The organism is Marinobacter sp. X15-166B, from assembly GCF_001752365.1.
GTDB lineage: Bacteria > Pseudomonadota > Gammaproteobacteria > Pseudomonadales > Oleiphilaceae > Marinobacter.
Window position 1 is genome coordinate 1,050,243 of record NZ_MEIY01000001.1, and the last position, 24,502, is coordinate 1,074,744.

Annotated in this window: 24 protein-coding genes; 20 read left to right on the forward strand and 4 right to left on the reverse strand. The window is 61.4% G+C overall.

The features are described from left to right. Nucleotides 1-15: 15 nt before the first annotated feature. The 15 genes from BG841_RS04935 (at nucleotide 16) to BG841_RS05005 (ending at nucleotide 15,103) form a co-directional block, all read left to right on the forward strand. A complete protein-coding gene (locus BG841_RS04935; RefSeq protein ID WP_070056636.1) occupies nucleotides 16-516 on the forward strand; it encodes a Fur family transcriptional regulator in 501 nt (166 codons plus the stop codon). Beyond that, a complete protein-coding gene (znuC, locus tag BG841_RS04940; RefSeq protein WP_070056637.1) occupies nucleotides 509-1,291 on the forward strand; it encodes a zinc ABC transporter ATP-binding protein ZnuC in 783 nt (260 codons plus the stop codon). The genes BG841_RS04935 and znuC overlap by 8 nt, the downstream gene beginning before the upstream one ends. Next, on the forward strand, nucleotides 1,278-2,090 hold the full coding sequence (gene znuB / locus BG841_RS04945; protein ID WP_070056638.1) for a zinc ABC transporter permease subunit ZnuB: 813 nt from the start codon (nucleotides 1,278-1,280) through the stop codon (nucleotides 2,088-2,090). The genes znuC and znuB overlap by 14 nt, the downstream gene beginning before the upstream one ends. A gap of 106 nt (nucleotides 2,091-2,196) precedes the next feature. Beyond that, the gene (locus BG841_RS04950) at nucleotides 2,197-3,630 is read left to right on the forward strand and encodes a PAS domain-containing protein (protein ID WP_070056639.1); all 1,434 of its coding nucleotides are present in this window, start codon (nucleotides 2,197-2,199) and stop codon (nucleotides 3,628-3,630) included. A gap of 108 nt (nucleotides 3,631-3,738) precedes the next feature. Further along, entirely contained in the window at nucleotides 3,739-4,866 is a 1,128-nt protein-coding gene (locus tag BG841_RS04955; protein ID WP_070056640.1) for a sensor domain-containing diguanylate cyclase, read from the forward strand. Between the two features lie 66 nt (nucleotides 4,867-4,932). Further along, nucleotides 4,933-5,499, forward strand: coding sequence for a GTP cyclohydrolase I FolE (gene folE / locus BG841_RS04960; RefSeq protein ID WP_070056641.1), 567 nt, complete (start codon nucleotides 4,933-4,935; stop codon nucleotides 5,497-5,499). Nucleotides 5,500-5,512: 13 nt separating this feature from the next. Beyond that, a complete protein-coding gene (gene folX / locus BG841_RS04965) occupies nucleotides 5,513-5,896 on the forward strand; it encodes a dihydroneopterin triphosphate 2'-epimerase (RefSeq protein WP_070056642.1) in 384 nt (127 codons plus the stop codon). Nucleotides 5,897-5,940: 44 nt separating this feature from the next. Continuing rightward, a complete protein-coding gene (locus BG841_RS04970; RefSeq protein WP_070056643.1) occupies nucleotides 5,941-6,369 on the forward strand; it encodes a CoA-binding protein in 429 nt (142 codons plus the stop codon). Between the two features lie 69 nt (nucleotides 6,370-6,438). After that, the gene (locus BG841_RS04975) at nucleotides 6,439-8,700 is read left to right on the forward strand and encodes a putative bifunctional diguanylate cyclase/phosphodiesterase (RefSeq protein ID WP_322853359.1); all 2,262 of its coding nucleotides are present in this window, start codon (nucleotides 6,439-6,441) and stop codon (nucleotides 8,698-8,700) included. A gap of 39 nt (nucleotides 8,701-8,739) precedes the next feature. Further along, a complete protein-coding gene (locus BG841_RS04980; protein WP_070056644.1) occupies nucleotides 8,740-9,057 on the forward strand; it encodes a hypothetical protein in 318 nt (105 codons plus the stop codon). 127 nt (nucleotides 9,058-9,184) lie between these two features. Continuing rightward, entirely contained in the window at nucleotides 9,185-9,616 is a 432-nt protein-coding gene (locus tag BG841_RS04985) for a MerR family transcriptional regulator (protein WP_070056645.1), read from the forward strand. Nucleotides 9,617-9,622: 6 nt separating this feature from the next. Beyond that, nucleotides 9,623-12,217 carry a heavy metal translocating P-type ATPase gene (locus tag BG841_RS04990; protein ID WP_074454287.1) on the forward strand — a complete coding sequence of 865 codons (2,595 nt, stop codon included), beginning with the start codon at nucleotides 9,623-9,625 and terminating at the stop codon, nucleotides 12,215-12,217. Further along, complete coding sequence (locus BG841_RS04995; protein ID WP_070056646.1) at nucleotides 12,198-12,647, forward strand: DUF411 domain-containing protein; 450 nt, start codon at nucleotides 12,198-12,200, stop codon at nucleotides 12,645-12,647. The genes BG841_RS04990 and BG841_RS04995 overlap by 20 nt, the downstream gene beginning before the upstream one ends. A gap of 189 nt (nucleotides 12,648-12,836) precedes the next feature. Beyond that, complete coding sequence (locus BG841_RS05000) at nucleotides 12,837-14,816, forward strand: ribonuclease R family protein (RefSeq protein ID WP_070056647.1); 1,980 nt, start codon at nucleotides 12,837-12,839, stop codon at nucleotides 14,814-14,816. A gap of 74 nt (nucleotides 14,817-14,890) precedes the next feature. Then, on the forward strand, nucleotides 14,891-15,103 hold the full coding sequence (locus tag BG841_RS05005) for a hypothetical protein (RefSeq protein ID WP_070058694.1): 213 nt from the start codon (nucleotides 14,891-14,893) through the stop codon (nucleotides 15,101-15,103). Here BG841_RS05005 and BG841_RS05010 read toward each other — a convergent pair. Further along, nucleotides 15,100-15,990 carry an acyltransferase gene (locus tag BG841_RS05010; RefSeq protein WP_070056648.1) on the reverse strand — a complete coding sequence of 297 codons (891 nt, stop codon included), beginning with the start codon at nucleotides 15,988-15,990 and terminating at the stop codon, nucleotides 15,100-15,102. The two genes, BG841_RS05005 and BG841_RS05010, sit on opposite strands and share 4 nt — an antisense overlap. Before the next feature lie 211 nt (nucleotides 15,991-16,201). Between BG841_RS05010 and BG841_RS05015 the strand changes: the two genes are divergently transcribed. The 3 genes from BG841_RS05015 to BG841_RS05025 all read left to right on the forward strand — a co-directional run bounded on the left by BG841_RS05015 (nucleotide 16,202) and on the right by BG841_RS05025 (nucleotide 19,393). Beyond that, nucleotides 16,202-17,410, forward strand: a complete 1,209-nt coding sequence (locus BG841_RS05015) for a multidrug effflux MFS transporter (RefSeq protein WP_070056649.1) — start codon at nucleotides 16,202-16,204, stop codon at nucleotides 17,408-17,410. 52 nt (nucleotides 17,411-17,462) lie between these two features. After that, the gene (tpx, locus tag BG841_RS05020) at nucleotides 17,463-17,960 is read left to right on the forward strand and encodes a thiol peroxidase (protein ID WP_070056650.1); all 498 of its coding nucleotides are present in this window, start codon (nucleotides 17,463-17,465) and stop codon (nucleotides 17,958-17,960) included. A gap of 98 nt (nucleotides 17,961-18,058) precedes the next feature. Continuing rightward, nucleotides 18,059-19,393 carry an MATE family efflux transporter gene (locus BG841_RS05025; RefSeq protein WP_070056651.1) on the forward strand — a complete coding sequence of 445 codons (1,335 nt, stop codon included), beginning with the start codon at nucleotides 18,059-18,061 and terminating at the stop codon, nucleotides 19,391-19,393. Here the strand turns inward: BG841_RS05025 and BG841_RS05030 are convergent. Beyond that, the gene (locus BG841_RS05030; RefSeq protein WP_070056652.1) at nucleotides 19,379-19,804 is read right to left on the reverse strand and encodes a thioesterase family protein; all 426 of its coding nucleotides are present in this window, start codon (nucleotides 19,802-19,804) and stop codon (nucleotides 19,379-19,381) included. The two genes, BG841_RS05025 and BG841_RS05030, sit on opposite strands and share 15 nt — an antisense overlap. Nucleotides 19,805-19,907: 103 nt before the next feature. Here BG841_RS05030 and BG841_RS05035 point away from each other — a divergent pair, with 103 nt between their 5' ends. Continuing rightward, entirely contained in the window at nucleotides 19,908-21,545 is a 1,638-nt protein-coding gene (locus BG841_RS05035) for an MBL fold metallo-hydrolase (protein WP_070056653.1), read from the forward strand. Between the two features lie 9 nt (nucleotides 21,546-21,554). On the opposite strand, the gene BG841_RS05040 is transcribed toward BG841_RS05035, so the two are convergent. After that, a complete protein-coding gene (locus BG841_RS05040; RefSeq protein ID WP_022989318.1) occupies nucleotides 21,555-21,713 on the reverse strand; it encodes a YqaE/Pmp3 family membrane protein in 159 nt (52 codons plus the stop codon). Between the two features lie 203 nt (nucleotides 21,714-21,916). Between BG841_RS05040 and BG841_RS05045 the strand changes: the two genes are divergently transcribed. After that, nucleotides 21,917-23,290 (forward strand): succinylglutamate desuccinylase/aspartoacylase family protein, encoded by a 1,374-nt coding sequence (locus tag BG841_RS05045; RefSeq protein WP_070056654.1) that lies wholly within the window; start codon nucleotides 21,917-21,919, stop codon nucleotides 23,288-23,290. A 4-nt stretch (nucleotides 23,291-23,294) separates the two neighbouring features. Here the strand turns inward: BG841_RS05045 and BG841_RS05050 are convergent, their stop codons facing one another. Beyond that, complete coding sequence (locus BG841_RS05050) at nucleotides 23,295-24,470, reverse strand: MalY/PatB family protein (RefSeq protein WP_070056655.1); 1,176 nt, start codon at nucleotides 24,468-24,470, stop codon at nucleotides 23,295-23,297. Nucleotides 24,471-24,502 lie beyond the last annotated feature (32 nt).

Genomic DNA, 24,502 nt, shown 5'->3' on the forward strand with positions numbered 1-24,502 from the left:
CCGGATGCCACTGACATGTCAGACCCTGCGTTGCCCTATCGGCCACACGACCATGATGCCTGCGTTGCCCAGGCACTGGCCGATGCCCGTAGTATATGCAAGGCGCATAATGCACGCCTGACCCCCATCCGCGAGCGGGTCCTGGAACTCATTTGGCAGTCCCACCAGCCCCTGGGGGCTTATGAATTGCTGGCGGCCCTTGCAAACGATGGCCGCAACGCGGCGCCACCCACGGTTTACCGGGCACTGGACTTTTTGCAACAATACGGCCTGGTACATCGCATTGCGTCCTTGAATGCCTTTATCGGCTGCGCCCACGCGGGCGCGTGCCACACCAGCCTGTTTCTGATTTGCCGCCACTGCCGGAACACCTTGGAAATCTCATCATCGACGGTGTCCGCAGCAGTCACCCAAACGGCCCAGGCCCATCGCTTTGTGGCGGAAGAGGCCATCATGGAAATCACCGGTCAATGCCCTGGCTGCAGCCCCGAACATGAGACCCAACCCCATGACTGATCGCCTCGCCGAACTGAAACAGGTATCCGTGAGCTTTGCGGACACTGCCGTCGTCAGCAACATCAGCCTGACCGTCAACCGGGGGGACATTCTCACCATCATCGGACCCAACGGGGCGGGGAAAACAACCCTGATCAAGGCGGTGCTCGGTATCCAGCCCATTACCGGGGGCAGCATCTGGCGTCACCCCGGCATCAAGACCGGCTATGTGCCCCAGCACATCCATTTGCAGGCCACCCTGCCCCTGAGTGTGAAACGGTTCATGATGCTGACCGGAGAATCGGCGCAGAACTGCCGCGAGGCCCTGGCGCGAACCCGGGTTGAGCACCTGTTTGAGAACGCCTCCGTCCATAACCTGTCCGGCGGGGAAATGCAGCGGGTCCTGATCGCCCGGGCGCTGGTGCGTAGCCCGGACCTGCTGGTCCTGGATGAACCCGCCCAAGGGGTGGACATCAACGGCCAGGCCGCCCTGTACACGCTGATCCGCGAACTCCGGGACACCCTCAACTGCGGGGTGATCATGATTTCCCACGACCTCCATCTGGTCATGGCCGCCACCGACAAAGTCATTTGCCTGAATCAGCACGTCTGCTGCAGCGGCTACCCGGCGGACATCTCCCAAGACCCTGCCTTTATTGAGACCTTCGGTCAATCGGTGGCCGAAAGCCTGGCCATTTACCACCACCGGCACAACCACGACCACGACCTGCATGGCAATGTCATTGCACACGACCACAACCACTCCGAGGACTGCGCCACCCATGGCCTTCATTAACAGCATACTGGACGATTTTTTCTGGCGGGCGCTGCTCGGCGGCGTCGGGGTGGCACTGGTTGCCGGGCCGCTCGGCTGTTTTGTGGTCTGGCGCCGGCTGGCCTATTTCGGCGACACTCTGGCCCACTCGGCCTTGCTGGGTATCGCTCTGGGGTTTCTGTTGCAGATCCCGCTCAATCTCGGCATTGTGGTTACCTCCGTTGCTCTGGCTCTGGTGCTGGTCATACTGGCGCGCAGCCGCACCCTGGCCACGGACACCTTGCTGGGCATATTGGCCCACAGCGCCCTGGCCATCGGGCTGGTGACCCTCAGCTTCATGCCCAATGTAAGGGTCGATCTCAATGGGTATCTGTTTGGTGATCTGCTGGCCATGAGCCGCCATGACCTGATGTGGATCTACGGCGGCGCGGTCCTCATCGTGGCTTTGCTGGTGTGGCTCTGGCAGGGGTTGTTGATGGCCACCATTCACGAAGAGCTGGCGCGGGTTGAAGGCTTTGCGGTCGAACGCCTGCGACTGGTGCTGATGTTGATGTTTTCGCTGGTGATCGCGGTCGCCATGAAGATTGTGGGCGTTCTGCTGATCACCGCCCTGCTGATCATTCCAGCGGCCACGGCCCGGCGCCTCGCCAGCAGTCCCGAACAGATGGCGCTGATCACGGTGGTCATCGGCATAATGGCCGTCAGCGGCGGCCTGAGCCTGTCCTGGCATGCCGATACGCCGGCGGGACCCTCCGTGGTGGTTACGGCGTTTGCCATGTTCCTGCTGGTTTACGGCGCCGTTCGCCAGCCGCGCAGCTGACCATCGCAGGCGGTTATCAAAGTTTCCTTCCCGCCATAGGCTGGACTAAAGTAGGGGTATGCCTACATCGGAGCCGCCAGATTACGGCTCCCCTATGGAGACCCACATGGCTATCCCCGCCTCTGCGGTACGCTGGACAGCGATTTTGTGGCTGCCTGCGGCTGTGTTCCTGGTTGGCCTGGGCACCACCTGGTTTTCCGCTTACGCCGCCCGATCGGCAACCCAGGCGCTGGTGCTGAAATCCTTGCACGAACAGGAAAAACGGCTGTCCACGGTGCTCCGCTCGCACATCTCCCAGCTGATTGCCGAGGGCCAGGCGCTCGCCGATTTCCCCAGCGATACCTTCGCCCTCTTTCAACACCGGGCCGGCATCCTGCTCGGCAACCACCACTATGTCATGGCGGTTGAGGCCCTTAAGCCAGTGGCCGCGGGCCAGCGTACCACGGTCGAGCAAGCCCTCTCCGCGGAGGTTGGCGAACCGGTAAGGTTGGGCCGCTGGCAACGGGGCCCGTCCCCCGAACCCCTGAATTCTGCGGAGCAATATCTGATTGTGCGGTGGGCCCGGACGCAACCCGACGCGCTGGTGGCGGACAGCACCGTCGGCCTGGTCGCGACCACGGTTCCCCACTGGCGCCGGGCGCTCGATCTGGCGCTGCGGGAAGACCGGATTACCGCCACCCCGATCACCGATGTGCGGCGGGGCGGAGTGGATCTGGACGCCTTGCGTCTGTTCATTCCGGCCTCAACCACCGGCCTGGTCAGTCTGGCCATCGACCCGCAAGAGTGGCTGACAACCATCTATCGTGACATTCCCTCCCCGGACTTTGCACTCACCGTTCACGATCTGAGCCAGCACGCCAAAATGCCCCTTTTTCAACGCACCACCAGTGGCCCTGGCGACGCCTCCGTGGCTGTACGTTCAGAAATCGCCCTGGGTGACCGCAGCTGGATGTTGACCCTCACCCCCAGCCGTCAGGCCATGGTGGCTGCCGGGGCGGCGGCGCGCTGGCGCATCATCATCAGCGGCTTTCTGCTCACCGTACTGGCCGCTGCGGTGACCGGCTGGCTGAGTGCCCGGTTGTTCGAATACAAGCGCCAACTGGCGCGCAGTGACCGCCGTCATCAGCAATTGCAGCTGCGTTTTGACAATTCCGTCGTCGAGCGCGAGGTGCTGCACCGCGCCCTGGGGGACAGCGAACAACGAAGCCGCGACCTGGTGGCCCTGCACCATGGCTTTGTGTGCGAACTGGACGAGCAACTGCGTATCGGGTACATCTCGGACCAGGTCGTCGATCTGTTGCAGTCGCCCCCTGCCGAGCTGGCCCAGCAGTCGTTTACCGACCGGGTGGTGCCGGCGGAACGCACCAACGTCAACGCAGCACTGCACGCCGCCCGGGAAGAAGGCTCGGTCACCCGCATCGACACCTGGCTGCAGGACGCAAACAGCACCCCGGTGGCGGTCACCTGCCGTTTCAAGGCACTGATTGACCCCATTAACGGTTTTACCGGATACCGCCTCAGCGCCCATCGCCGGGAGTAAGTCTGGTGGCGGTCAGCGCGGAGATAACCAACCCCGTCACGGCGTGATAGACTCACCCGATCAAGTCTGACCGAAACAGTTCTATCGCAGCGCAGCAGGAGTCGCATATTGCCATTTGCCTCTAATCCCGATGACCGGGCGCCTTCCAACCCCACACTGGCGGTTCTGGGGTTCAAGCGGCAGATAATTTACCACCTGCATTTCTGGGCACTGGTTGCCATCCTGCCACTGGTCGTGGTGCAGTGGGGTCAGGGTAACCGGGTACTTTCCGCGTTGCTGCTGCTGTTTTGCGTCAACGCCATTCTGGCCATTGCCTTCTTGCGCTGGCGGCGCACCTCTTTTCTGGCCGGCTGGCCCTTTGTCATCCTGGCGTTTGTCTGCTCGACCTATTCGGTCCTGATCAACGGCCATTCTGGTCTTTACTGGGCGTACCCCTCCGCCGCCGCGGCGTTTTTCCTGCTGCCCCTGCGCAGCGCGGCCATCACCAGCGGACTGTATGTGGCGGTGATCTCCGCCATTTCATTGGCCACCTTTTCGGAAGGGTATTTCTGGCGCATCAGTTTCTCACTCGGGTTGACCTATGTGTTCGTGATGACCTTCGCGTGGCTGGTGGGCCTGCTGCAGACCGAACTAACCCGTCTGGCGACCACCGATCCTCTCACCGGATGTCTCAACCGGTCCCAGTTAGCCGAAATTCTTAACCGCCATATACAGATCCGCGAACGTTATGAGCGGGTGTCCAGTCTGGTCCTGCTCGATCTGGACTATTTCAAACAAATCAACGACCGATGGGGACACCTTGTCGGTGACCGGGTGCTGCAGGAGTTTTCTCAGCGGGTGCGGCAACGTCTGCGGGACAGTGATCAGCTGTTTCGGATCGGCGGCGAGGAATTCATGCTGGTGCTGCCCGAAACCCGCCAAAAAGACGCCGTTCATCTGGCCATGCAACTGTTACAGGCCGTTCGTGCCCAGTCGTTTTTCCAGGACATCGAGGTGACCGCCAGCGCCGGGGTGTCTGAGGTCGTCGCCAAGGACACCTGGTCGACCTGGCTAAACCGTGCGGACCAGGCGCTGTACCGTGCCAAACACCAGGGCCGCAATCAAGTGATCAGTCTGGGGGGGACCGGGGCGCGGACCGATCCGCAACGGAAACCGAGCCCCCTACCGACAGCCCGCACCCGGCAACCGCAGGGTGCGCCTGACGCAGACAAGGACCGGCCTCAAACAGACCCCTGACCGGGGTCCGACTAGCGGCCCGGCGCGGTCAACCGTCTTACAGTGAGCCACGAGAAGCAGACAACCATGAGCGATTCCCCCAGCAAAATCAGCAAACACTACCGTGAAATTATTCGCGGCCTGGGCGAAGATCCGGACCGGGAAGGCCTGCGTGACACCCCGATGCGGGCAGCCAAGGCGATCCGGTTTCTGACCCGGGGCTACCAGCAGACTCTGGCAGAACTGATCAACGACGCCGTGTTCGCGTCCACCATGGATGAAATGGTGGTGGTGCAGGACATCGAGCTCTACAGCTTGTGTGAGCACCATCTGTTGCCCTTTATTGGCAAATGCCACATCGCCTACATTCCCCAGGGCAAGGTACTCGGGTTGTCGAAGTTTGCACGCATTGTTGATATGTATGCACGGCGGCTACAAATTCAGGAAAACCTCACCTGGGAAATTGCCACCGCCATAGAGCAGGTGACCCGGGCCAGCGGCGTCGCTGTCGTTATCGAAGCCCAGCACATGTGCATGATGATGCGCGGCGTCGAGAAGCAGAATTCGTTGATGAAAACGTCAATGATGCTGGGGTCGTTCCGCGACTCGCAAGCGACCCGCGCCGAATTTCTCAATCTGATCAACAAACGATAACCGAGGATCTGTCATGGCTGTTTATGCTGCCAACCATAAGGCAACGGTGCGCATCCAGAACTTGTTGCTGCGAACCTACATCGGCATCAACGACGAAGAGATTAACAATCAGCAGGACGTGCGCATCAACGTGTGCCTCACCTACGATGCGGCCGACGCCATCGACCGCAATGAGATCGAGTCGGCCCTGAATTATCGCACCATCACCAAACAGATTATTCAACACGTCGAAAACAACCGCTTCGCACTGCTGGAACGCATGACCCATGAAGTGCTGAACATCGTCATGGATCACCAGCGGGTTGAATGGGCGCGGGTAGAGATCGACAAACCCCATGCGCTGCGTTTCACAGAGTCCGTATCCATTGCGCTGGAAGCCGGACGCGATCCGGTATAACGTAACGTCCGTTCCCGTCCACCGCTAACCGGAGACCGTGCTCCATGCCCCTCAGTCATCCCGAACAGATCCGCCGGATCCTTGAGTCGGTCCGCACGCTGGCGCTTGTCGGTGCCAGTGACAAACCCCACCGGCCCAGCCATGAAGTCATGGCTTATCTGCAGGGGCGCGGCTATCGGGTCATACCGGTCAACCCGAAGCTGGCCGGCCAAACCCTCCGGGGCGAAACCGTGTACGCCAGCCTCGCGGACATACCGGAGCCGGTGGATATGGCTGATCTGTTTCTCGCACCGGTGCGCACCGATGCGGTGATTGATCAGGCCATCAACCTGAAGATTCCGGTGATCTGGATGCAGATCGGCGTCCTCAATGAAAGCGGCGCTGCCCGTGCCGAGGCCGCCGGGGTGTCGGTGGTGATGGACCGCTGCCCCAAACAGGAGATTCCGCGGCTGGGCGTGTCCTTGCGCAAGTAGGCAGGCCCGTGAAATGCACACGTAAATTACCCGATGGAACCACATGCATATTGTCAGAGGAAACCTCCTGTGATTACCCCCGGCGCCACTGACAAACGCCCCGTGAAGGTGCTGCTCAGCCCCCTGATGCCGCTCCTCATCCTGGTGGGTTTTATCACTATTGCCATCGGGCTTAAATCCGGACTTGAGCGTCAGGAAAGTTTTCGGGTACGGGCGGCCCTCGATTACGAAGCGCAACGGCTCGCGGCCAACCTGGAGCGCGAGTTCGACACCCACGTCAAGGCGTTGCAACGCATGGCGCAGCGCATGGCGGAAAACCCCGGACTGACCGAGCCGTTATGGCGCTACGACGCCCGCAGCTACCTGGTTGATTTTGGCAATTACCAGGCTCTGGAATGGGTGGACGAGGCGCTGTTCATCCGCTGGGTGGAACCTCTGGACGGTAACGCCGACGCACTGGGGTTCAATGTCGGTTTTACACCCGCCCGGCGGGCCGCCCTGCTGGACGCTGCGGCCAACGGCACGGTGGACATTTCCGGAGTGATCGAGCTGCAACAGGGTGGCTCCGGCATGGTGTTGTATGCACCGGTGGCGTCCGGCCGGCAAAACCGCGGGTTCATTGCCGGCGTCTTCCGCATGGATACCCTGGCCAGCACCCTGCTGACCCCCCGGGTGCGCCAACATTTCGATATAGATATCGTTGAAAACGGCCGCCTGGCCTACCAGCTCAGTCAGGCCCATCCCTTGCATCCGGATTTTACCCACACCGAGACGGTGGAGCTGCCGGCAGTGGACTGGGCGTTGACGCTGAAACCGAACACCGCCTGGGTCGAGACCCAATACAGCAACTGGCCCGGGTACACCTACATCACCATGATATTGATGGGCGCTCTGGCCAGTGCCCTGATATGGCTGGCGCAAACCGTGTTGCAGCGGAACCGCGCCCTGTCCAACGCGCGCGCGCGCCTGTCACAGGAAACCCGCCAGCGCGAAGGTGTACAACAGACCCTGGCCCGCCTGGAATCAACCGACGCGTTAACCGGGTTGGCCAATCGGCGATTTTTCATGGCCGATGTGGCCCACGCGCTCACCATTGCCGCGCGCCTGGAACACCAGCTGGCGCTGGTGATGATCGATCTCGACCGGTTTCAGACACTCAATGACACCCTGGGCCATCAGCTGGGCGACGAGTTACTGGTTAAGGTTGCGCAACGCCTGGATACGCTCAGCGACGAGCGGGTTCTGATTGCCTACTCAGGGGGCGACGAATTCATGGTCTGCCAGCAACACGTCACCAGTCTGGATGATGTCATCTGGTTGCTGGGCCAACTGCAACGTTGTTTCCGCGACCCCTTCCTGCTGCATGGCGAACGTTACAGCATCACCGCCACCCTGGGCGCAGCGGTTTACCCCCACAGCGGCCTGGACGCGGACCTGTTGTTGCGTAACGCCGACATTGCCCTCTACCGCGCCAAAAATAACGGCCGCAACACATACCAGTTTTACACCGAAGGGATGCAGGAGCGTGAGCTGCAACGGCTGGCACTGCAAAAAGAATTCGCTGATGCCCTGGTGCGTGAGGAGTTTGTGCTGTTTTTCCAGCCCCAGCTTGATCTCCGAACCGGCACAATCAGCAGTGTGGAAGCTCTGGTTCGCTGGCAGCACCCCAAACGTGGCCTGCTGGTCCCCGACGAGTTTATTTCGCTGGCGGTGGAAAGCGGCCAAATCACCGCACTCGGCCGCTGGGTGATCAAAGCGGCCTGCCAGCAACTGGCGCACTGGCGCACCGGACCCTACCGTGACCTGATCATTGCTGTGAACCTGTCGGGGCGGGAACTGGACGACCATGAACTGGTCGATTACATCCAGCACACCCTGACCCACCACCGTATCGACGCCAACCGTCTGGAAGTGGAACTGACGGAAGAACACTTCATCCGGAACATCGAACGCAACAAAAACCAGTTGACGCGGCTCCGGGACATTGGCGTGAAGCTGGCAATTGATGATTTTGGCGTGGGCTATTCATCGCTTGGTTACCTGCGGGATTTTCCGGTCGACCTGATCAAGATCGACCGTTCTTTTATTACCAACGTGACCCAACAGCACGACGACGCGATCATCACCCGCGCGGTCATCAATCTGGGCCACAATCTGGGGCTGAAGGTGGTGGCCGAAGGGATTGAAACCATTGAGCAGCTGCAATTTCTGCAACAGCACCACTGCGACTGCGCACAGGGCTACTTCATCAGCCGGCCGATCCCGGCCCACGCGCTGGATACGGCTTTGCAACAGAGCTACGCTGACCTGCTGCACCTGGAGCCGGTTTAAGCCCGGCATGATTCACTCGCTACCACAGGCGTTTTGCTTATGTCGTCCCACTATCTGAGCCCCGAACAAAACCGGCGCCTGCGCCGCTGGGAATCCTGGAACCGCGGATATTTCATCGTCGCCTTCATCGCCCTGATCGTGGTGCTGGTGTTCAGCAGTGAGCTGGGTCTGTCCAGTGCGGACAGCTGGGGACCGCTGGGGGTTGTTCTCGTACTGTTGATTCTACCCATCATCATTTTGCAGTTGCGGCTGCGATGCCCCGCCTGTGATCAGAAAATAGGCTGGCACGCCAAACTGATGGCTCCGGATCAGTGCCCCCATTGTCATCGTTTCCTGCGCTCAAAGCAGTCAGCCTGAACCACGGCAAGGTTTCTGAAACCACTGTGCCCGGCCATTGCGGGCTGATATCAATTGCTTGCTTGACCTGTGAGTAACTCACAGGTTTTAAGCTATGCTAACGGTACACGTCACGCACAGGTGTTTTATGAAAGTCAGTGAGCTCGCTGCGTTAACCGGGGTGAGTCCGGATACGGTTCGCCATTACACCCGCGAAAAGCTGCTGAACCCGCAGCGCAATCCGGCCAACAATTATCATCACTACAGCCCGGACGATTTGCGGCGCCTGCGTTTTGTCCGCAAAGCCCGGCAACTGGGGTTTTCACTGCCGGAGATCCGCGGCATCCTGCAGCAAGCGGATCATGCCCATTCGCCCTGCCCGATGGTTCGCGAAGTGTTCGAGCGGCGTCTGGCCGAGGTTGAACAGCAGATCTGCGAACTCACCCAGCTGCGCCAGCGTATGAAGTCAGCGCTGGCGATCTGGCAAGAGATGCCCGATGGCGTTCCCGACGGCCACACCATATGCCAGTTGATCGAACACTGGGACGACTCCGCCCCGCTCACCGCCACCAAGGAGTGACTGGTTATGACTACGTCTACCGACCCGCTGCCCCGGCTGTCGGTCTCCGGCGCCACCTGCCAGGGTTGTGTCAGGAAGATCCGCAACGCCCTGTCTTCGCTGGTGGGCAACCCCGACGACGTATGGGTCGACCTTGAACAGCAAACCATTGCCCTGCCCGCGGGGACCGATGTCACTGCGGCCGCCCGTGCCGTTACGGACGCAGGCTACCCTGCACAGGCATTGCCGGAGCGCAATCGGCCCGGCCGGGCTCAGGATTCGCAGTCCGCACCGTCTCCGGTTGCCGACACGCCACCGGTTTCCCCCGGCGACCCGCGCCGAGCGGACGCTGCGTTCACCTATCTGGCGGTGACGGGCGCCACCTGTGCCTCCTGTGTGCGGACCATCGAACACGCACTCCTGGCGGTCGCCGGGGTGACCTCGGCGCATCTGAATCTGGCGGACAACACCGCAACCGCTGGCGGTGTGGCCGACGCGGAACAGCTGATCAACGCCATCGAACAGGCCGGTTATGGTGCCAGTATCATCGTCGACCCGGAAACCGCCGATGCGCAAAACGAGCAGACCAACCGGGCGCAGTACCGCAAGCTGCTGATCAAAATGGCGGTCAGTCTCGGTTTGGGGATTGCGCTGATGGTATGGGGTATGGGGGTTGATTCCATGATGGTCACCGACGCCAACCGGACACTCTGGTTTGTACTCGGCCTGGTGACGCTGGTGGTCATGGCCACCACCGGTGGGCATTACTTTACCGGCGCCGCGAAAGCACTGCGGCACGGCAACAGCAATATGGATACGCTGATTGCCCTGGGGACCGGCACCGCGTGGCTCTACTCCATGGTGGTGGCAACGGCACCCGGGCTGCTGCCGGAAATGGCGCGCCACGTGTATTTTGAGGCCTCGGCCATGATCATCGGGTTTATCAACCTGGGACAGGCGCTGGAGTTGCGCGGCAAGGGCAAAACCTCGGCCGCCATCCGCCGGTTGCTGGATTTACGGGCCAAGACGGCCCGGGTCCTCCGTGATGGCGAAGAGCAGGAAATACCCGTGGAACAGGTGCAGCGGGGCGATCATCTCCGGGTTCGCCCGGGCGAAAAACTGCCGGTTGACGGCGTTATCACCGAAGGCGACACCCGCATTGATGAAAGCATGCTCACCGGTGAGCCCATACCGGCCGCCAGGAGCCGTGGTGACGCAGTCTCCGCTGGTACCCTCAATACCCGCGGGGCCATTGTGTACGAGGCTACCCGGGTTGGCAGCGAAACCGCGCTGGCACAAATCATTCAGCTGGTGAAGAAAGCTCAGGGGTCCAAACCGGCTATCGGCAGGCTGGCCGACCGTATTTCGTCGGTGTTCGTGCCCGGTGTCGTGGTGATTGCCCTGGCATCGGCCGTGGTGTGGTATCTGGTCGGACCGGAACCGAAAATTGCCCACATGATGATCGCAGCCACCACCGTGCTCATCATCGCCTGCCCGTGCGCTCTGGGGCTGGCCACACCCATGTCGGTCATGGTGGGTGTGGGCAAAGCCGCCGAATACGGGGTGTTGATCCGTCAGGGCGATGCCCTGCAGCTCGCAGGCAAGGTGGATCTGGTTATTCTGGACAAGACCGGCACCATTACCGAAGGCAGACCGACGGTCACCCATGTGGAGGCATTGGATGGGGATGAGTCTGCCTTGCTGGCTCTGGCGGCGGGGTTGGAGCAACACTCCGAGCACCCCTTGGCGGAGGCCATTGTTGCGGAAGCAAAATCCAGGCAACTGGCCCTGAGCCGGATCAGCGGTTTCGAAGCCCTTGAGGGTCGCGGCGTGCAAGGCACCAGCGACACCGCCATGATCCGGATCGGTAACCGGCGCTGGCTCGAGAGCCAGGGGGTGGATGTGTCTGCGCTGGATGCCCATGCCCGCACCATCACCGACCAGGCCGGATCGCCGCTTTTTGTGGCGCGGGACCAGCGGGCGCTGGGGGTGATCGGGGTGGCCGACAGCATCAAGGCCGACTCGAAAGCGGCCATTGCCCGGCTGCACGAAGCCGGCATCCGCGTAATGATGGTCACCGGCGATATCGGGTCCACCGCCACCGCCATCGCCAGACTGGCGGATATCGATGATGTGCGTGCCGAAGTCTTGCCCAAAGACAAGGCCGCCATCGTGGCAGAGATGCGCAACGCAGGCCACGTGGTCGCCATGGTGGGCGACGGCATTAACGATGCCCCGGCTCTGGCCGCCGCCGATGTGGGTTTTGCCATTGGTACCGGCACCGACGTCGCCATCGAAAGTGCGTCCATTACCTTGATGCGCGGTTCGCTGCACGGTGTACCGGATGCCATTGAAATCTCCCGTGCCACGGTACGTAACATCCATCAGAACCTGTTTGGTGCGTTCATCTACAACACCCTGGGCATTCCGGTTGCCGCCGGTGTGCTCTACCCGTTTTGGGGGGTATTGATGAGCCCGATCCTGGCCGGTGCCGCCATGTCACTGTCCTCAGTAACCGTGGTTACCAACGCCAACCGGTTACGCCTGTTTAAAACCAGCGCCGTCCAACCGGACGCCACTCACGCAAGCAAAGGTCAATCCCATGAAACCTATCCTGCCTAGCCTCGGCCTCGCCCTGATTCTGTCGTCCACCAGCATGCCGGTGGCGGCAGACAGTAAGCCGGAAATCACCGTTTACAAAGACCCCAACTGCGGGTGCTGCATCGACTGGGCCAACCACATGGAGGACAACGGCTTCCGTGTGAAGAGCATCGATACCCAGCGTCTCAACCACATCAAGGCCGATTCAGGGCTGACCCCCGCGCTGGCCAGTTGCCATACCGCCTTTGTCGACGGGTATGTGATTGAAGGCCACGTGCCGGCGGACGACGTCAAACGCCTGCTGGCCGAATCCCCGGACACCCTGGGGCTGGCGGTTCCGGGCATGCCCATCGGTTCCCCCGGCATGGAGATGGGTGACCGTCGGGATCCCTACCAGGTACTGATGTTCAACGACCGCGGCCAGACCCGGGTATTCTCCGAACACAACTGAAACCGGAAGCATCGCCCCCGTGGCGATCTGTGCCAGCGCCTGTCTGCCCCGGCGGGCGCTGGCAGCCGGATAAACTGCTGGCGATCGCGGCACCGGATTGTGCACGCAAGGCAAACCCGACTGACCTGCCATCAGGAAACCGGTATACTTTGCGGCAACAAATTTTTATCCAACAGCCAGGTTCTATCCATGCTTAATGCCGACGCCCTCACCCAGTTGCGCCAGCTGAAAACCGAAATAAAAGACAACAAAACCGTCTTCCCGGGCACCGTTAAAGCTACTAACGGCCGTTTCGGGTTTGTCGCTCTGGATGAAGGCCGCGATCTGTTTTTGCCCCCGGAAGAGATGCAGAAGGTTTTGCCGGGCGACCGGGTCAACGTCACCGAACAGGTGGATGACGACGGCAAGCGTCAGGGTCTGGTGGACGAACTGCTGGACTCCAGCCTGAGCACCTTTGTGGGCCGCTATCTGATCAAAGGCAAAGGCCATTTTGTGGTGCCCGAGACCCCGGGCATCAATCGCTGGATTTTTATCCCGCCCCGGGAGCGCCTGAACGCCGAACCGGACGATTTCATCTACTGCAGCATACTCCGACATCCTTTCAAGGACGGCAAAGGCCAGGCAAAAATTCTGCAAGTCCTCGGCAAAGCCGGCCAGCCTGGTATAGAACGCGCCTTTACACTGGCCAGCCATGACCTGCACGATGCCTGGCCCGATGCGGTGCAGGCCCAGGCCGATGCCCTCGACGAACCGCAGATCGAGGCGTACATGACCGGGCGGGAAGACCGCACCGGGCGCGCGTATGTCACCATCGACAGCCCCGGCACCCAGGATATGGACGACGCCATCATCGCGGAACCCAACGCTACCGGCTGGTTGCTGTCCGTGGCCATTGCCGACCCGACGGCGCTGATTGCGCCCGACTCGGCGGCGGAACTGGAAGCCCGGGCTCGCGCCACAGCGATATACTTTCCCGGTGAACCGCGCCCCATGCTTCCGGATACCATCAGTACCCGGCTGTGCTCCCTGTTGCCCGGCACCCGCCGCCTGGCACTGGTGTGCGACATACAGGTGAACAACGATGGCAGTCTGGGAGACTACAGTTTTCACCTGGCGGTGATCCGTTCCCACGGCAAACTCAGCTATGAGTTGGTCACCCATGTGCTGGAAGGACGCGACGATGAGGAAACCGAGGCCCTGCCGGACGCCGTTACCAACAGCCTCGACCAGCTCCATCAGGCCGCCACGGCGTTGCGCAAATGGCGCGCCGAACACGCCCTGCTGAGCCCCGAACGTCCCGAATTCCGGTTGCGGCTGGACGAAAACCGGCGTATTCGCCTGATCGAGCCGGCCGTGCAGAACGAAGCCCACCGGCTGATCGAAGAATGCATGGTGGCCGCCAACCGCTGCGCAGCCGATTTCCTGAGCAATCAACCACAGGGTTTGTTCATCCGCCACCCCGGACTGCGGGCCGACCGTCTGGACAACGTCGCCAAACTGCTGGCCACCTACGCGCCGGCGCTGGCCGAGCAGAAGCATGACCCGGCCACCGCGGAGGGGTTCCGTGCCCTGATGCAGGCCAGTGATCGCCTCGCAGCCGAGGTGCCGGTGAAGGCCATCCTGCAGCGGCAGCTGGCGCGGGCCGAATTGTCCTTGCAGGCGGGCGCGCACCAGGGCATGGGACTGCCCGTGTACACCACCTTTACCTCGCCGCTGCGCAAGTTCACTGACTTCCATGTGCACCGGCTGATCAAAGCCGCCCTGTGGCAGGAAACCGCCACGCCCCTGACAGAGGAACAGCTGCACGCCCTGCAACAGGCCCAGACCCGGGCACGACAAGCGGCCAACAGCCTGGAAAACTGGCTCAAATGCGAGTTTGCCAAGCACCTGGACGATCAGCCCATGGCCGGCACCATCTGCCGCACCATTCCGGCCGGTTTTTTTGTTCGCCTGGAAAGCAACGGTCTGGAGGGCTTCGTCAGTTGTAAATACCTCAACGGCAAATACAGCTTTGACCCGGTCACCCTGCGCCTGATCCATAACAAGAACGGGCGCATCTTCCAGCTCGAACAAGCGGTCACCGTGACCTTAGATTCGGTGGACGACGAACGCAAACAAATCCACTTCCGGCTGGTCGAAGCCACCCCGGTGACGACCACCACTGCCTGAGCCGCCACTTGAAAACCCGCCTCCCGGAGCGCATGCTGAGGGTACAGCATGATGAATCCGGGAGGTCCTTCGCCATGCCCATCACGCCTGATGAATTCTTACGCAAGCACGGTTTCGACACCGACGACACCGAAGAGCGTGACCACAGCTTGCGCCGAAACGCCCTGAACCATGCCAAACACCTGAAACGGCCTAATGCGGGTACGCCCCATGACTGGGAAGACTGGGAACGCTTTAAAAGAGAACATCCGGACGAAGTTGAAGACGACGACGATGGCGGGAGTTAACCCAGCATGCGCTCCAGCCGGGCGTCTTTAGCACGCCAGTGCGCCGCCAGCCAGTCTTTGACGTTGCGGCGGTGTGTCGCGTCGGAGCTGTAGTCCCGTCCTTTCAGGTGATCGGGTATCGCCACCGTATCGATGTGCATTTTGATGGTGGTCACCCGTCCGCAGAGAAAATCCCAGAACGACGGGGCGCCCTGCGGATAAGCAATGGTGATGTCCACCAGCGTGTCGATGGAATCGCCCATTGCGTCCAGCACAAAACCGACGCCACCGGCTTTGGGGGGCAGCAGTCGCTGGTAGGGGGAGTTCTGCCGGGCATGTTTGACCGGGGTGAACCGGGTGCCCTCCACAAAGTTCATGACACTCACCGGCGCATGCCGGAATTTTTCACAGGCCTTGCGGGTCGCCTTGAGGTCTTCGCCTCGCTTGTCCGGGTGTTTGAGCAGATATTCACGGGAATAGCGCTTCATGAAGGGGAAATCCAGCCCCCACCACGCCAGCCCGATCACCGGCACCCAGATGAGTTGCTGCTTGAGGAAAAACTTCAAAAACGGGGCGCGACGATTGAACACCCGCTGCATAGCCATAATATCCACCCAGCTCTGGTGGTTCGCCAGCACCAGGTACCAGCCCTGCCGCTGCAGCTTGTCCGCCCCCTCAACGTCCCAGTGCGTATTCTGGGTGAGTTTCATCCAGGCGGTATTGCAGGCAACCCAGGACTCCGACACCCAGATGATCATGCGGGTACACCGCACCCGGAAGCCCTGATGGGGAACGATCAGCTTGCAGAGCGCGGGAATATAAAGCAGCAGACACCAGAGCAGGGTGTTAAGGGCCAATAGAGTTGCCGCCAGAACACCTACCAGAGGAGCGGGAAGAACGCTGAGCATGTTGAGATCCGTCGGTGGTGATTCGATGGTGTCAGCAGAAATACTGCGCGCTTGATTATGGCAGCGGTCCTGGCTGACAGCAACGCTCCGTTTAATCGCGTATCGAAGAACCGGTCACCCTAGGATACAATGGTAGCTTTATAACCGGTTTCGATTCGCCTGCCCGACACACTCGCACCGGCTGGTACTATTTCTCTCATTCAGGACTCTCATGCTTGCACTCACCAGCATCTGGACGACAGTGCTACTGGCCGCGGCCGTGGCTCTGGGACCACTCGCCACCGACATGTATCTGCCCGCCCTGCCCGGACTGGGCGCCGCCCTTGCCGCCGGGCCCGACAAGGTACAGATGACCCTCAGCGCCTATCTGATCGGGTTTGCCCTGGCGCAGCTGTTTTGTGGCCCCCTGGCGGACCGCTTCGGCCGCAAACCGGTGATGATTGGAGGTTTTCTGGTGTTCGCCGCCGCCAGCGTGGGTTGCGCTCTGGCCACCGACATCGAAACCCTGATACTTTGCCGCTTTCTGCAGGCGGTAGGCGGTTCGGCGGGACCGGTGCTGGGACGTGCCGCCATACGGGATATTTACCAACCCCGCGAGGCGGCCAGAATCATGGCGATTCTGGCCAGCATCATGGCACTGGCGCCGGCCATCGCGCCCACGCTGGGGGGGCTGATGCTGAAAGTGTTTGGCTGGTCGTCTATTTTTATGCTGCTGGCGGGCTATGGCGCGATCATGATGGTGGTGATTGCCGTTGGCATTCCCGAGCCCATGTCACCGGCGCACCGCCAATCCTTGCGCCTCGGGCGCTTGCTGGCCAACTATCGCACCATCGTCTCGGACCGCACGTTCGTCAGCTACACGCTGACCAACGCATTGATTTTCTCCAGCTTTTTTGCATTTTTATCCGGCTCCCCTTTCGTCCTGATTGATTTCATGGGGGTCGCAACGGATCATTTTGGGTTGTATTTTGCCTGCATCGTGGCCGGCTACATTGCCGGCAATCTCAGTTCCGTGCGTCTCAGCCGCGCTCTGTCGCCCGATCAGTTGCTCCTGCGGGGGCTGCTCATCGCGGCGCTGGCCGGCAGTGCCATGGCCGCTCTGGCCATGGCCGAAGTGTTCAATGTCTGGGCGGTGATTGTCCCGCAGGTCGTTCTGACCTTCGGCGTGGGCATGGTGTTGCCCCAGACCATGGCCGGTGCGCTGGCGAATTTTCCGGGCATGGCCGGTTCAGCCTCGGCCCTGTTCGGATTCCTGCAGATGGCTGTGGCGGCCGGCGCCGGGATGCTGGTCGGCGTGCTTTACAGCGGCAGCTCGCTGGAGATGGCGCTGATCATCGCGGCGGCGGCCCTGTCCGCGTTGCTGTGCTATATTTTGCTGGTACAACGACACCCGGCCCAGGGTTTTGAGTCGCTCACCTGAGAGACGCCAAACCCCGAGGCGCACCGCCCCCAGTCCCGATCAGGAGATTTCGATGAGCACCGTAACCCTGGATGGCAACCCCATCACTCTCAGCGGCGAGTTACCGGCAACCGGCGATACCGCTCCGGCCTTCACCCTGACCAGCCAAAGTCTGGACGAGGTAACCCTCGACACCTACGCGGGCCAGCGCAAGGTTCTTAATATTGTCCCCAGCGTCGATACCGGCGTGTGTGCCGCATCGACCCGCAAGTTCAATGAAAAAGCCGGTGCACTGGATAACACCGTGGTGCTGGTGGTGTCTGCGGACCTGCCCTTTGCCGCCAGCCGGTTCTGTGGGGCCGAAGGGCTGCAGAACGTCACCACCCTGTCGACCTTCCGCAACCACCGTTTCCTTCAGGATTACGGCGTGGGTATTGAAGACGGCCCCCTCGCCGGCCTGTGCGCCCGCGCGGTGCTGGTACTGGACGAGAACAATACCGTGCTCCACCGCCAGTTGGTTGACGAGATCAAAAACGAACCGGACTACAACGCCGCGCTGGCGGCACTCTGACAGCCACCCCTTGCCGGCGGGGCGATGGCGCGCCCCCGGCAAGGTTTGACGCTGATTCTGGTACACTCACCGGCCCGAAGTCCCATCAAGGCCGTTGAATGACTGCACCACACCCCGAATCTGCTTCCCCCCTGGCCCGCCAGCTGATCAGCATGACCTGGCCCATGCTGTTTGGCGTGCTGTCGCTGATGACTTTCCAGCTGGTCGACAGTGCGTTCATCGGCCAACTGGGCCGCGACCCTCTGGCGGCGCTGGGATTCACGCTGCCCATGCAGCAGCTCATCATCGGTCTGCAAGTTGGTCTGGGCATCGCCACCACCGCCATCCTGTCCCGCACCCTGGGGGCCGGCGGCCAGCGCAAGGCCGAACAACTGGCGGGCCTGGTTGTGATCAGCGGAGCGGTTATGGTCGCCCTGGTGTGTCTGGTGCTGTGGTTTTTGCAGGCCCCCATCATGGCGCTGCTTGGCGCCGATGTCGTGTTACTGCCACTGATTCAGAGCTATTGGATACCCTGGCTGATGTCGGCGTGGACCGCCGCCATGCTGTATTTTGGTTACAGCATCTGCCGTTCCCACGGTGACACCCGGCTGCCGGGTTATATGATGGTCTGCACCAGCCTGCTCAATATCGCTCTGGATCCGCTGTTTATTTTTGTCTTTGGCTGGGGGCTGCCGGGCGCGGCCTGGGCGTCGATCGCAGCCTTCACCTGCGGTGGTCTGGTGGTCTACCCGGCGCTGCTGCGGCGAGGCTGGTTGCGCTTCGAATACGGCGAGCTGGCGGTGGGCGCAGCGCTGGCCCAACTTGGCCGTATTATGGCACCGGCCATGATCAGCCAGCTGATGCCACCGCTGTCGGCCATGCTGGCCACGGCGCTGGTGGCCGGCTTCGGCTCGGCGGCCGTGGCCGCGTGGGGGCTGGGTTCGCGACTCGAGCTGTTTTCCATGGTGGTGGTGCTGGCCCTGACCATGTCCCTGCCGCCCATGATTGGCCGCCTGCTGGGTGCCGGTCAGCTGCATGAAATTCGTCAGCTTATCCGCCTGAGTGTGCGTTTTGTGGTGGGCTGGCAGCTGGCGGTGGGGCTGATCTGGCTGCTGGCCTCCGGCCTGGTGTCCGAACTGTTCAGCACCGACGCCTCGGTCAGCGCGGTGCTCCACAACTATCTGATACGGGTGCCACTGAGTTACAGTGGCCTGGGCGTGTGCATCCTGATGGTCTCGGTCTGCAACGCCCTCGGTCTGGCCATGCGCGCCCTGTTGATGGCCACCTTAAGGCTGTTCGCCTGTTTCCTGCCGTTATTGTGGCTGGGCGCCCAACTGGGGGGAATCCCCGGTCTGATGAGTGGCGCTCTGGCGGGCAATCTGCTGGCCGGGGTAATGGCTTACGCACTCTACCGCGCAGGCATACGCCAGCTGGACGCGTCAAACAAAACGTGAGCGAAACGCTGCGGGCATGGGCACCACCTTCTTGTCGGCAAAATTGAAAAACACGAAGCCGTACTTGGCCAGAGCGACGGGGTGGCCACTGCCCACTTTGGTGACCCGGAACACAAAGTCACCGCCGTACTGGTTAAAGTCCGTCACCCCGACTTCAAATTTCAGACGGTCGGGAAAAAACGACTCCGACTGATACTGGGTAGCCAGATCGGTAACGATCACCCCCACTTCATCATCGCTGCCTTCGTCGATGCCCTGAGCAGCCAGAAAGCGCGCCCGGGCTTCTGACAGCATCGACACCAGCGCATCGTTACCGAGATGGTTGGCACCGTTGATATCGGTGATCCGCACCTGCATTTCGGTCGCGTAGTTAAACACATCGTCGGGAAACGACAGTTGAATTCTGGCCACAATGGGACTCCCTGTTCGTGGGGTTTAAAAGCTGACGCAATACCGCCATCATACCTGATGATTATTGTGCATACCCAACAACCACCCTGAGTTTGGATCCATCATGACTATCCGCCCTGCTGCGACCCTGGCCCTGCTCCGCGACGTCTCCGGAGGACTGGAAGTGTTGCTGTTGCAACGCACCTGGAATGCCTCTTTCATGCCCGGCTACTATGTGTTTCCCGGTGGCACCGTCGACGCGGACGATCAACAGCATCAGGCGCGGATAACCGGAGTCAGTGATCGCGCCGTCAGCCAGACCATGAGCCTCGATCAGGGCGGCGCCGCTTATATGATTGCCGCGCTGCGCGAGTGTTTTGAAGAGGCCGGGTTGTTGCTGGCCAACGGGCACCAGGGCAAGCCGCTGACCACCCGGCAATATCAGACCGCACTGGCCCGGCGCCACGCCCTGTGCACGGGTGAAGGGTTGTTTTCCCAGCTGTGTGAGGAACTCCATCTCACCTTGCCCCTGGATCGGTTGGCGTATCTGAGCCACTGGATTACCCCGCCGGGTTTGCCGCGGCGCTTTGATACCCGCTTCTTTGTGGCACGGGCTCCACAGGAGCAACCCTCCGCCCACGATGGCGACGAAACCATCGACCACCTTTGGGTATCCCCCCGGGAAGCGCTGGAGCGCCATCACCGGGGCGAATTACTGCTCAGCGCGCCCACCCTCAGAACACTGCGGGTACTGAGCGACTTTACCCGGGTTGACGCCCTGTTGGCCTATGCCCACGCCAACCCGCCGGCCCCCCGACCATCGATTCCATGGCCGGCATTGCAGCGGGGGGAGCGTCACCTGATCGAACCGGACGCGCCCGCCTACGACGAAGTGCGCAAACTGGACCCACAGCGTCACGGTTCTGCACTGGCGGAAATTACGCCGGGCTCACCGGTGTGTCTGGGCGCCGGGGTGTTTCGTCTGACCGCCCCCAACCCGGGGATGATGACGGGGCCGGGCACCAACACCTATTTGCTCAGCGATGCACAGGATACGCTGGTGATTGACCCCGGTCCGGCCGATCCCGCGCATATAGACGCCATTCTCACCCATGCCCAAGGACCCATCAGCCGCATTCTGGTGACCCACACCCACAGCGACCACTCCCCCGGCGCCCGTCTGCTGCAGGCGGCGACCGGCGCCCGGGTGATGGGTATGCCGGCACCGGCAGGCGGCAGTCAGGACAGCAGTTTCAAACCCGACACCGTGCCGGTGCATGGCGAGACTCTGCCCACCGCAGCCGGTCCGCTGAAAGTGATTCACACCCCAGGCCACGCATCCAACCACCTGTGCTATCTGTTGACCGGGCAACGCCTGTTATTTTCCGGCGACCACATCATGCAAGGCTCCACCGTGGTGATCAACCCGCCGGATGGTGACATGAAAGCCTACCTGGACTCGCTGAACGGTTTGCACACCGAACACCTTGAATTCATTGCCCCCGGACATGGTTTTCTGATGGGCAATCCCCACGCCGCCATCGATCATCTGGTGACCCACCGGCTGGCGCGGGAACACAAAATCATTGACGCGATGGCCCAGACCGGTCCCGCCAGCAGCACGGAGATTACCAAAGTCGCCTACGACGACGTGCCCACCGCCATTCACCCCCTGGCGCGCCGTTCGTTACTGGCGCATCTGTTCAAGCTGGAACAGGAAGACCGGGTTGCGCAGACCGATGACCATTGGCGCCTGTTGTGACTGCCCGGCTTATTTCTTGGCGATCACCCACACGGCATGCACGATGCCCGGGATGTAACCCAGCAGGGTCAGCACGATGTTGATCCAGAAATGCTTGCCGATACCAACCTGCAAGAAGACCCCCAGGGGCGGCAACAAGATGGCGATAAGAATACGCAGTAAGTCCATAGTTTCGGTTCCCAGTGTGCGGTTTTCGATATTGACCGGTTAACGGGTTTGCTCACCACCGAGCAGAAACCTCGCGTCTCTTCCTTTCAAACATAGTTGAAATGGACCCTGGTGCGGGCATTAAACCTTTGTCACACCCGTTTCCAGCGGCCACGCAGCCCTTTATGCTGTGCACCTGCTGCCACACTGACGCAAGAGGGCGTATGTCCATTATTCACTATTCGCACAGGGTTCTGTTTGTTGTTATTGCGGGGTTGAGCCTGAGTACTGCGCTCACCACCCCTGTCCGGGCGGACCTGCCGGAAGAGACGGTGAGCCCCGATGCACCGGTCGATACCGACGAGGATGAAGAGGTGGCGGATATTGAAAACTCCGTTCCCCGTACCAACGGCACCGTGCCCCCCGTGGCACCGATTACTCAGCCTACCGCCGCCGGTAACACTGACCGGCCGCCGGCCGAGCCTGCAAAACGGATCGCACCCAATATCGACTTGAAAGAAGTGACCCCGGAGGCGCTCACCGCCGAGCCCCTTGAGGCGGCAGCGGAGACGGACGCCGAGCCAGACGACGCCCCCGTAGCGCCGTCACCGGCAGCGTCCGAATCACCCCCTCAGGCAGCAACCCTGACCCTGCTGGACACCGACGTGCTGCCCGGCACCTCGACCCGCCTGGCCTGGACCCCCAATATCCAGATCGCCGGGCTGGCCCAGCCGACACCGGTGCTGGTGGTTAACGGCACCCGCCCGGGGCCCAATTTGTGCCTGACGGCGGCCATCCACGGCGACGAACTCAACGGCATCGAGATCGTGCGGCGTACGGTTTATGACCTTAACCCTGCCAAATTGTCCGGCCGGGTCATCGGCGTCCCCATCGTCAATCTGCAAGGGTTTCAGCAGGCCAGCCGCTACCTGCCGGATCGCCGCGACCTCAACCGGCACTTCCCCGGTAAACCCGATGGCAGTCTGGCCGACCGGATCGCTCACTCGCTGTTCCAGCGGGTCATCCGTCACTGCGACCTGCTGGTGGACATACACACCGGTTCGTTACGACGCACCAACCTGCCCCAGTTGCGGGCCGACATGAACAACCCGGCAGTGGCCAGCTTCACCAAGGGGTTTGATCGCATGGCGGTGGTGCACAGCAGTGGCAGCCGGGGCATGTTGCGCAATGCCGCGGTCGATGCAGGCATCACCGCTGTCACCATGGAAGCCGGTGAATCCTTGCGAATTCAGGAGCACCAGATCAACGCGGGGGTGAACAGTCTGAACAGTCTGATGGAAAAGCAGGGCATGATTTCGCGTATGTTTGTGTGGGGCAATCCGGAACCGGTCTACTACGACTCCCACTGGGTACGCGCGCAACACGGTGGGATACTGTTCAGTGAGGTCAAACTGGGCGATACAGTCTCCGATGGGCAGATCCTCGGGTATGTGGCCGACCCGATCACCAACGCCCAGCACCCCATTAAAGCCACCAGTAAGGGGCGCATCATCGGCATGGCCGTGGATCAGGTGGTGATGGCCGGGTTTGCGGCCTACCACATCGGGTCCAAAGCCACATCGCCGGAGGAGGGCTAAGGCGTCAGCGGCACCGCGCCGCTATCGCCTGCTCCAGTTGTGACACGCCCTCTTCCAGCACCGCCAGCGGCGACGCAATGTTCATGCGCATAAACCCGCTGCCGCCGGTGCCAAAACTCGCCCCGGGGTTCAGGCCCAGACCGGCCTGGTCAACAAAAAACCGCTGCAGCGCGGCGTCATCGAACGCCAATCCGCGGCAATCGAGCCACAGCAAATAAGTGCCTTCCGGCTCAATCAGCTCGATGCCGGGCATCTCGCGCAGGCGGGCGGTCACCCGGTCCCGGCTGACTTGCAGGTAGCGACGCAACGCATCCAGCCAGGCGGCACCCTGCCGGTAACCGGTTTCAAAAGCCACGGTGCTGAACGGGTTCACCTGCAAACAGTGCAGACGGTCGAAGACGTGTTTAAAACGCTGGCGCTGACGGGCATCGGGTATAATCAGCGCCGACAGCCCCAACCCGGGAATGTTGAAGGTTTTGCTGGGCGACACGGCGGTAATCAGCTGGTCCTCCGCCGTTGCCAGTCGCGCCATGACCGTGTGGGGTCGGCAATCGGGGTACACCAGATCGGCGTGGATCTCGTCGGAAATCACCACCACCCCGTAACGGCGGGTGATGGCGAGCACCTCGGCCAGTTCCGTCTCCGTCCACACACGCCCGACCGGGTTGTGGGGCGAACACAAAAACAACACCCTGGCCCCGGCTTTGGCGCACTGTTCCAGGTGTGCCAGATCCATCTCATAACGGCCAGCGCGGCAGCGCAGCGGATTTTCGACCACCCGGCGCCCGGTTTTTTTGATCGCGCTGTAAAAGGGCGGGTACACCGGTGGCTGGATAATGATGCCCTCTCCCTCCTCGGCGAACACCAGCGCGGCGGCATGCAACGACGGCACCACCCCGGGTGCCATCACCACCCAATCCCGGTGGATGGCCCAGTGATGGCGGTGCGCAAACCACTCGATCAGCGATTGATACAGCGATTCCTCAATCAGGGTGTAGCCATACAGGGGGTGCGCGGCCCGCGCGCTCAGCGCCCGGGTGATGTCCTCGGGCGCGGCAAAATCCATGTCCGCAACCCACAGCGGCAACACCTTGTCATCCCCGAACACCGCCCGACGGGCGTCAACCTTGACCGCTGCCGTCTGCTCCCGTGCAATAACCCGATCAAACTGATGCTTCATTTCACCCGTTCCTATCGATTTCCAATGGTGGT